We start from the raw sequence: 5011 nt of genomic DNA on the forward strand, positions 1-5011 counted from the left end.
GCAGCGCCCGCTCCAGCGGCTCGGCCTGCCCGCGCGCCAGCGCGAGGAAGAGGTGGTTGTTCGACCAGAAGTCGAGCAGCATGGTCATGCCCTGCTGCCCGTCGTCGCCGAAGTAGTGGGCGTACTCGTCGGGTGCGACATCCACCTCGCCGAGCAGCACCGCCCCGGTGCGCTGCTCCGTGACGGCGGCGCGCAGCTCGCGCACGAGCCACTGGCCGTCGGTGTCGGGCCGGGCGGCCCGGGCCCGCTCCAGCATCATGGGGACGGCGTCCACCCGGAAGCCCGAGACGCCCATCCGCAGCCAGAACGAGACGATGCGGTACAGCTCGTCGCGCACCCGCGGGTTGTCGAGCGCGAGGTCGGGCTCGTGCGAGTAGAAGGCGTGCCGGTAGAACTGCTGCGCCTCGTCGTCCCACGTCCACGTCTTCGGCTCGACGTCGGGGAACATCGGCTTGATGTCGTTGTCCGGCTCGTCGGCCCAGACGTAGTAGTCGCGGTAGGGAGACCGGCGGTCGTGCCGCGCCTCCTGGAACCAGCGGTGCTGGTCGGAGGTGTGCTGGGTGACCAGCTCGACCAGCAGGTGCAGACCGAGGTCCTCCGCCGTCTCGAGCAGGTGAGCCATGTCGGCCAGGTCGCCCAGGCGCGGGTCGACGGCGAGGTGGTCGCTGACGTCGTAGCCGCCGTCGCGGAAGGGCGAGGTGTAGAAGGGCAGCATCCACACGCACGTGGCGCCGAGCCCGCGCAGGTAGTGCAGCCGCTCGGTGATGCCGCGCAGGTCGCCCCAGCCGTCTTCGTTCGAGTCGGCGAAGAGGCGGGGATCGAGCTGATAGACGACCGCGTCGGAGTACCAGGAGGAGCGCATCGCGGACCTCACCTCAGCTCTCGGGACGGCCGGCGCGGCACGCTCCGGGGAGGAGTGGATCCGTGCTCGCGTCGCTCGTTCTGGCAGGTCGGGAGATTCATCCGTCGCCTCCTGTCGGGAGCGCTGCTGCACGGCCGGTGCTGGACCGCGCGCCTCTGCAAGCACGGTGCCACGAACCAGGATGACTCGCACATTCCGCGCACGGAGCCCGCGCCCTCGCAGGACGTGTCGGCCGTCAGGTGCCGTCAGCGCCCGGTGCGAAGGCCTGCCGGTAGAGCACCCCCGCCTCCTCGACGACGGACGGGGCCAGGAACGCCAGCGGCGTGATCCCGATCAGCAGCGGCTCACAGTCCGGACCACGGCCGGAGACGTCGCCGGTCAGCAGCCACGGGAATCGCTCGCGCACCATGAGGTGGGCGTACTGCCTGAGCTGGCGTGCCACCCAGTGCTCCACGGGACGGGTCCACCACGGCTCGGGCGTCATCGGGTTGACGCTCAGCCCCGGCATCAGGCACCCGCTCTCGTGGTCCCGGCTGGCCACCGCACGGTCCGCCTCCGGGCCCGCGCTGAACCGCACGTAGACGGGCGCCAGGACCTGGACCAGCTCGGCGACCTCCGCCAGCGAGCCCAGCCGCGGCGCGTCCGGCGGTATCCCCTTGTCCCACAGATCAGGTACGTCCATCGTCACCGTCCGATCGTCGAGCTGTCCCTCCCAGCCTCGTCCCCGGTGCCGCCACCCGCATCAGCACGGATGCGCCCCTGGCAGGGCGGTCGCCGGACCGGGCGCTCCGGAAGTTGCGAGCCGGGGCGGCCCTGCGATCGTGGAAGCAGGTCCAGAGCTGGGCCGTCCATCTTCGTCGGCCGGTGCCTGACGCCCCGTCGGCGAAGCCGGCACCTGGAGGATGCATCATGGCAACCGGAGAAACCGGATTCGATGACGTCACGTTCGACCTCATCTCCGTGCAGTACCACTCGCTCAAGGCGGGGCACGACTACGGCCAGTACGTCCGCGACGCCCGCAACGCAGGCAAGGACGAGATCGCGGCGTTCTTCGAGCAGGTGATGGCAGAGGACTCGGAACGGGCCCAGAAGTGCCACCAGTTCCTCGCTGACCTCACGGCCCAGGGGACGTCCGCGACGTCACCGCAAGGCGAGCGCTAGGCGCGACCTTGCTCGTCGGCCCCGTCGCGGCGGGCCAGATCCACCTCCGGTCATGACGCCCAGCCGGTGTCGAGGTCAGGCACGAGGAGCGGGATGCCGTCGTACCCTCGCGCGTCGTGGGCGGGAACGATCCGCAGGTGGTGCGAGAGGGCGGCCACCCGGGCGAGATCCTGGCGGATCCGCGCCGGGTCGCTGTCCGCGAGGAGGCGCATCAGGAGCGGCCGCCGTGCGCCGCGCGTGATCCCGTCGAGCTGCCAGGCGAGGTCACCGATGAAGGCGTAGCGCTCGTCCGGCCGCACCGTCACGACGACCACGACCGAGCCGGTGGTATGGCCAGGTGCCGGCAAGATGACGACGGAGCCGTCCCCGTGCACGTCGTGGCTGGACGGGAACCCCAGGTGGGCCGGGCCGTCGAAGTCGTACGTCCGGAAGCTGTGCCCCGCGGCGACTCGCCGGAACACGCGGTCGCCGCGGTTGTGGTCCGCGTACCGGAGCTCCTCGTCCGTCACCAGGACCGGCACGTCGAGGGAGTCCAGGCCGCTGACGTGGTCCCAGTGGGAGTGGGTCAGGATCACGCCGAGCAGCCGGCTGCGGTCGTAGCCGGCGGCGTCGAGCTGCTCGCTCACGGTCATGCCGAAGCGGTGCGGTGAGCGCCGGAACGAGGGCAACATCCGGATGTGCTCCTCGGCTTGCGCGCCGAAGCCCGCGTCGATGAGCACGTCGCCCTGGGGGTGCTGGACGAGCACCGCCGTCGCGGCGAACTGCCTGCGGTCCCTGAACGATCCGCCCTGGAAGGCCAGGGCGGCCGGGGTCTCGTACGCGCCGGTCGGGAGCTGGAAGATCCGCGTCCCAGGCGGCGACGCGGCGTCCTCGGCCGCCTGAGCGGTGGCCCCGCTGTCAGTATTGTTCATGTCGACCAGTATTGAACTGGGAGTTCAACAGTGTCAACGGAGTTCAGCAACTCGTAGGATCGAGGCCATGACGAGCGAAGCCGCAGAGGCGCTGGACCCACGCGTCGCCCGGACGCGCCGCGACGTCGTCGGGGCGACCAGCGCACTGCTGCTCGAGGAGGGCTGGGACGCCGTCACGCACGCCGAGGTGGCTCGCCGCGCCGGCTACTCGAAGGCCACCGTCTACGCCCACTGGCCGACCAGGCTGGACCTGATCCGCGCGTCGATCGATCAGATCTGCGACGAGGCGGACCACCCGGCCCCGACCGGCGACCTGCGGACCGATCTCCGCGCCGCCCTGGCGGACTTCGCCGACGATCTCACCCGCGGTCACCTCGACCGCCTCCTGGCAGGCGTCGTCGAGCGGGCGCACGACAACGAGGTCGTCGGCCGGCTGCGCACGCGGCTGTACGAGACGGGCACCAGCGGGATGCGCGCGATCCTGGCCGCCCATGTCGAGGAACGTGACGTCGATCCGGCCCTCGCGCTCCTGACGGGAGCGGTTCTCGTGCGCGTCACGTTCGAGGGCAGACCGGCGACCACCCCGCTCCTCGACGACCTCGTCGACCGGGTACTGGCGTCCACGACGCCGCGGACGAGCCAGGCACGGCGGCTGGACCCGGCCGCCACGGAATGACACCTTCGGGGCGGCACCTCAGGCCTCGGCCCGATCCCCGGGCCTGCTCGGCGGGTCTGTCACCTCGCGAGCACAGCAAAGGCCGCTGACCAGGTCAGATACCTGGTCAGCGGCCTCGTTCGAGCAGGCTCAGCCGGACTTGCGGCGGAACATCTTCTGGACCGGGCCGGTCGTCTCCGAGCCGTGCACAGATCCCGTGTTCACGTCGCCGGCAGCAGAACGGCCGCGCGCGGCGTTCTTCCGGTCCAGTGCTTCCTTGAACCGCGCCTTCGCGTCCGTGCTCGGCGCGGTCGCGGCCTTGGGCGCCTCTGCGCCCTGGGCCACTGCCTCCTCGGCATCGGTCTTCTCGTCCGTCACACCGATCACCTCCTCCTGTTTCGGGGGTCCCTCGATCGGGTCCGTCGTCGGCCCCAGCCTGCACCACCGCGCGCCGGGGTGCCAATCGCTTTTTCGCCCCGCGGGCCAGGACCTACGCCTGGGCGGCGGCCCGCTCGGCCTCACGCTCGGCGCGCTCGGCGCGCAGCGACGTGATGGCGCTCTCGAAGTCCTCGAGCGAGTCGAAGGACTGGTAGACGCTGGCGAACCGGAGGTAGGCCACCTCGTCGAGCTCCCGCAGCGGACCGAGGATCGCGAGGCCCACCTCGTAGGCGTCGATCTCGGCGCTGCCGTTGCTGCGCAGGGTCTCCTCGACCCGCTGGGCCAGGATCGCGAGGTCGTCGTCGCTGACCGGGCGGCCCTGGCACGCCTTGCGGACGCCGGCCGCGACCTTGTCCCTGCTGAAGGGTTCGGTGGCGCCGGAGCGCTTGACGACCGAGAGGCTCGCCGTCTCGACGGTGGTGAACCGCCGGTTGCAGTTCGGGCACTGCCTTCTGCGCCGGATCGACAGGCCGTCGTCAGCGGTCCGCGAGTCAACCACGCGCGAGTCGGCGTGGCGACAGAACGGGCAGTGCATGCTTCACTCCTGCATGGTCGGCCACGGACCGGAGACATCCGGTCGCGCCCCGACCGTAAGCGGGCAAACCACCCCCATGCAACATCGCCGCAACATTTGACGGCGAATCGTCGCCTCTGGCCAGTTTGGGCGCCCCCAGGTCACTCCTTCGGGAGCAGGAGCAGCTCACCGACCCGCACCGTGGCGGACGACATCTCGTTCAGCTCCTGCAGCCGGCCGACGGCGTGCCGCACGTCCTCGCCGGGCCGCGCGACGTCCTGGGCGAAGCCCCAGAGGGTCTCCCCCGGCTGCACGGCGTGCACCCGGACCTCGGTAGGCTCGCCGGGCGAGCTCGCGACGGCGGTAGCACCCCACGTGACCATCGGTGCGACCAGGAGCATCGCCAGCAGCACCAGCACGAACCGGCCGCGGCGCGTGAGCCGCAGGCCGTCGACCCCGAGCCTGTCGGC

At 71.2% G+C, this 5011-nt stretch carries 8 protein-coding genes; 2 read left to right on the forward strand and 6 right to left on the reverse strand.

What is annotated here, in order from left to right; translation table 11 throughout:
• Positions 1 to 862 (reverse strand): alpha-amylase family glycosyl hydrolase (locus tag PROKR_RS12960; RefSeq protein ID WP_036963802.1); only part of this gene is annotated, 862 nt, incomplete at its 3' end.
• Between the two features lie 235 nt (positions 863 to 1097).
• Positions 1098 to 1544 carry a DUF6098 family protein gene (locus PROKR_RS12965; RefSeq protein WP_051432955.1) on the reverse strand — a complete coding sequence of 149 codons (447 nt, stop codon included), beginning with the start codon at positions 1542 to 1544 and terminating at the stop codon, positions 1098 to 1100.
• A 227-nt stretch (positions 1545 to 1771) separates the two neighbouring features.
• On the opposite strand from PROKR_RS12965, the gene PROKR_RS12970 reads away from it, so the two are divergent.
• Positions 1772 to 2023 (forward strand): hypothetical protein, encoded by a 252-nt coding sequence (locus PROKR_RS12970; protein WP_036963803.1) that lies wholly within the window; start codon positions 1772 to 1774, stop codon positions 2021 to 2023.
• A gap of 50 nt (positions 2024 to 2073) precedes the next feature.
• Here PROKR_RS12970 and PROKR_RS12975 read toward each other — a convergent pair whose 3' ends face one another.
• Complete coding sequence (locus PROKR_RS12975; protein WP_051432946.1) at positions 2074 to 2934, reverse strand: MBL fold metallo-hydrolase; 861 nt, start codon at positions 2932 to 2934, stop codon at positions 2074 to 2076.
• A 67-nt stretch (positions 2935 to 3001) separates the two neighbouring features.
• On the opposite strand from PROKR_RS12975, the gene PROKR_RS12980 reads away from it, so the two are divergent.
• Complete coding sequence (locus tag PROKR_RS12980; RefSeq protein WP_051432947.1) at positions 3002 to 3610, forward strand: TetR/AcrR family transcriptional regulator; 609 nt, start codon at positions 3002 to 3004, stop codon at positions 3608 to 3610.
• 129 nt (positions 3611 to 3739) lie between these two features.
• Here PROKR_RS12980 and PROKR_RS12985 read toward each other — a convergent pair whose 3' ends face one another.
• The 3 genes from PROKR_RS12985 to PROKR_RS12995 form a co-directional block, all read right to left on the reverse strand.
• Positions 3740 to 3967 carry a DUF5302 domain-containing protein gene (locus PROKR_RS12985; RefSeq protein WP_232216118.1) on the reverse strand — a complete coding sequence of 76 codons (228 nt, stop codon included), beginning with the start codon at positions 3965 to 3967 and terminating at the stop codon, positions 3740 to 3742.
• Positions 3968 to 4079: 112 nt separating this feature from the next.
• Complete coding sequence (gene nrdR / locus PROKR_RS12990) at positions 4080 to 4562, reverse strand: transcriptional regulator NrdR (protein WP_020016749.1); 483 nt, start codon at positions 4560 to 4562, stop codon at positions 4080 to 4082.
• A gap of 140 nt (positions 4563 to 4702) precedes the next feature.
• The coding region (locus PROKR_RS12995; RefSeq protein WP_051432948.1) for a LysM peptidoglycan-binding domain-containing protein at positions 4703 to 5011 on the reverse strand (309 nt) is incomplete at its 5' end.

The organism is Promicromonospora kroppenstedtii DSM 19349 (assembly GCF_000515355.1).
Taxonomy (GTDB): Bacteria; Actinomycetota; Actinomycetes; order Actinomycetales; family Cellulomonadaceae; genus Promicromonospora; species Promicromonospora kroppenstedtii.

Coding starts and splice junctions, on each gene's coding strand:
- PROKR_RS12965 (WP_051432955.1), bottom strand. CDS start 1,544: ATGGACGTACCTGATCTGTGGGACAAGGGGATACCGCCGGACGCGCCG.
- nrdR (WP_020016749.1), bottom strand. CDS start 4,562: ATGCACTGCCCGTTCTGTCGCCACGCCGACTCGCGCGTGGTTGACTCG.
- PROKR_RS12980 (WP_051432947.1), top strand. CDS start 3,002: ATGACGAGCGAAGCCGCAGAGGCGCTGGACCCACGCGTCGCCCGGACG.
- PROKR_RS12975 (WP_051432946.1), bottom strand. CDS start 2,934: ATGAACAATACTGACAGCGGGGCCACCGCTCAGGCGGCCGAGGACGCC.
- PROKR_RS12970 (WP_036963803.1), top strand. CDS start 1,772: ATGGCAACCGGAGAAACCGGATTCGATGACGTCACGTTCGACCTCATC.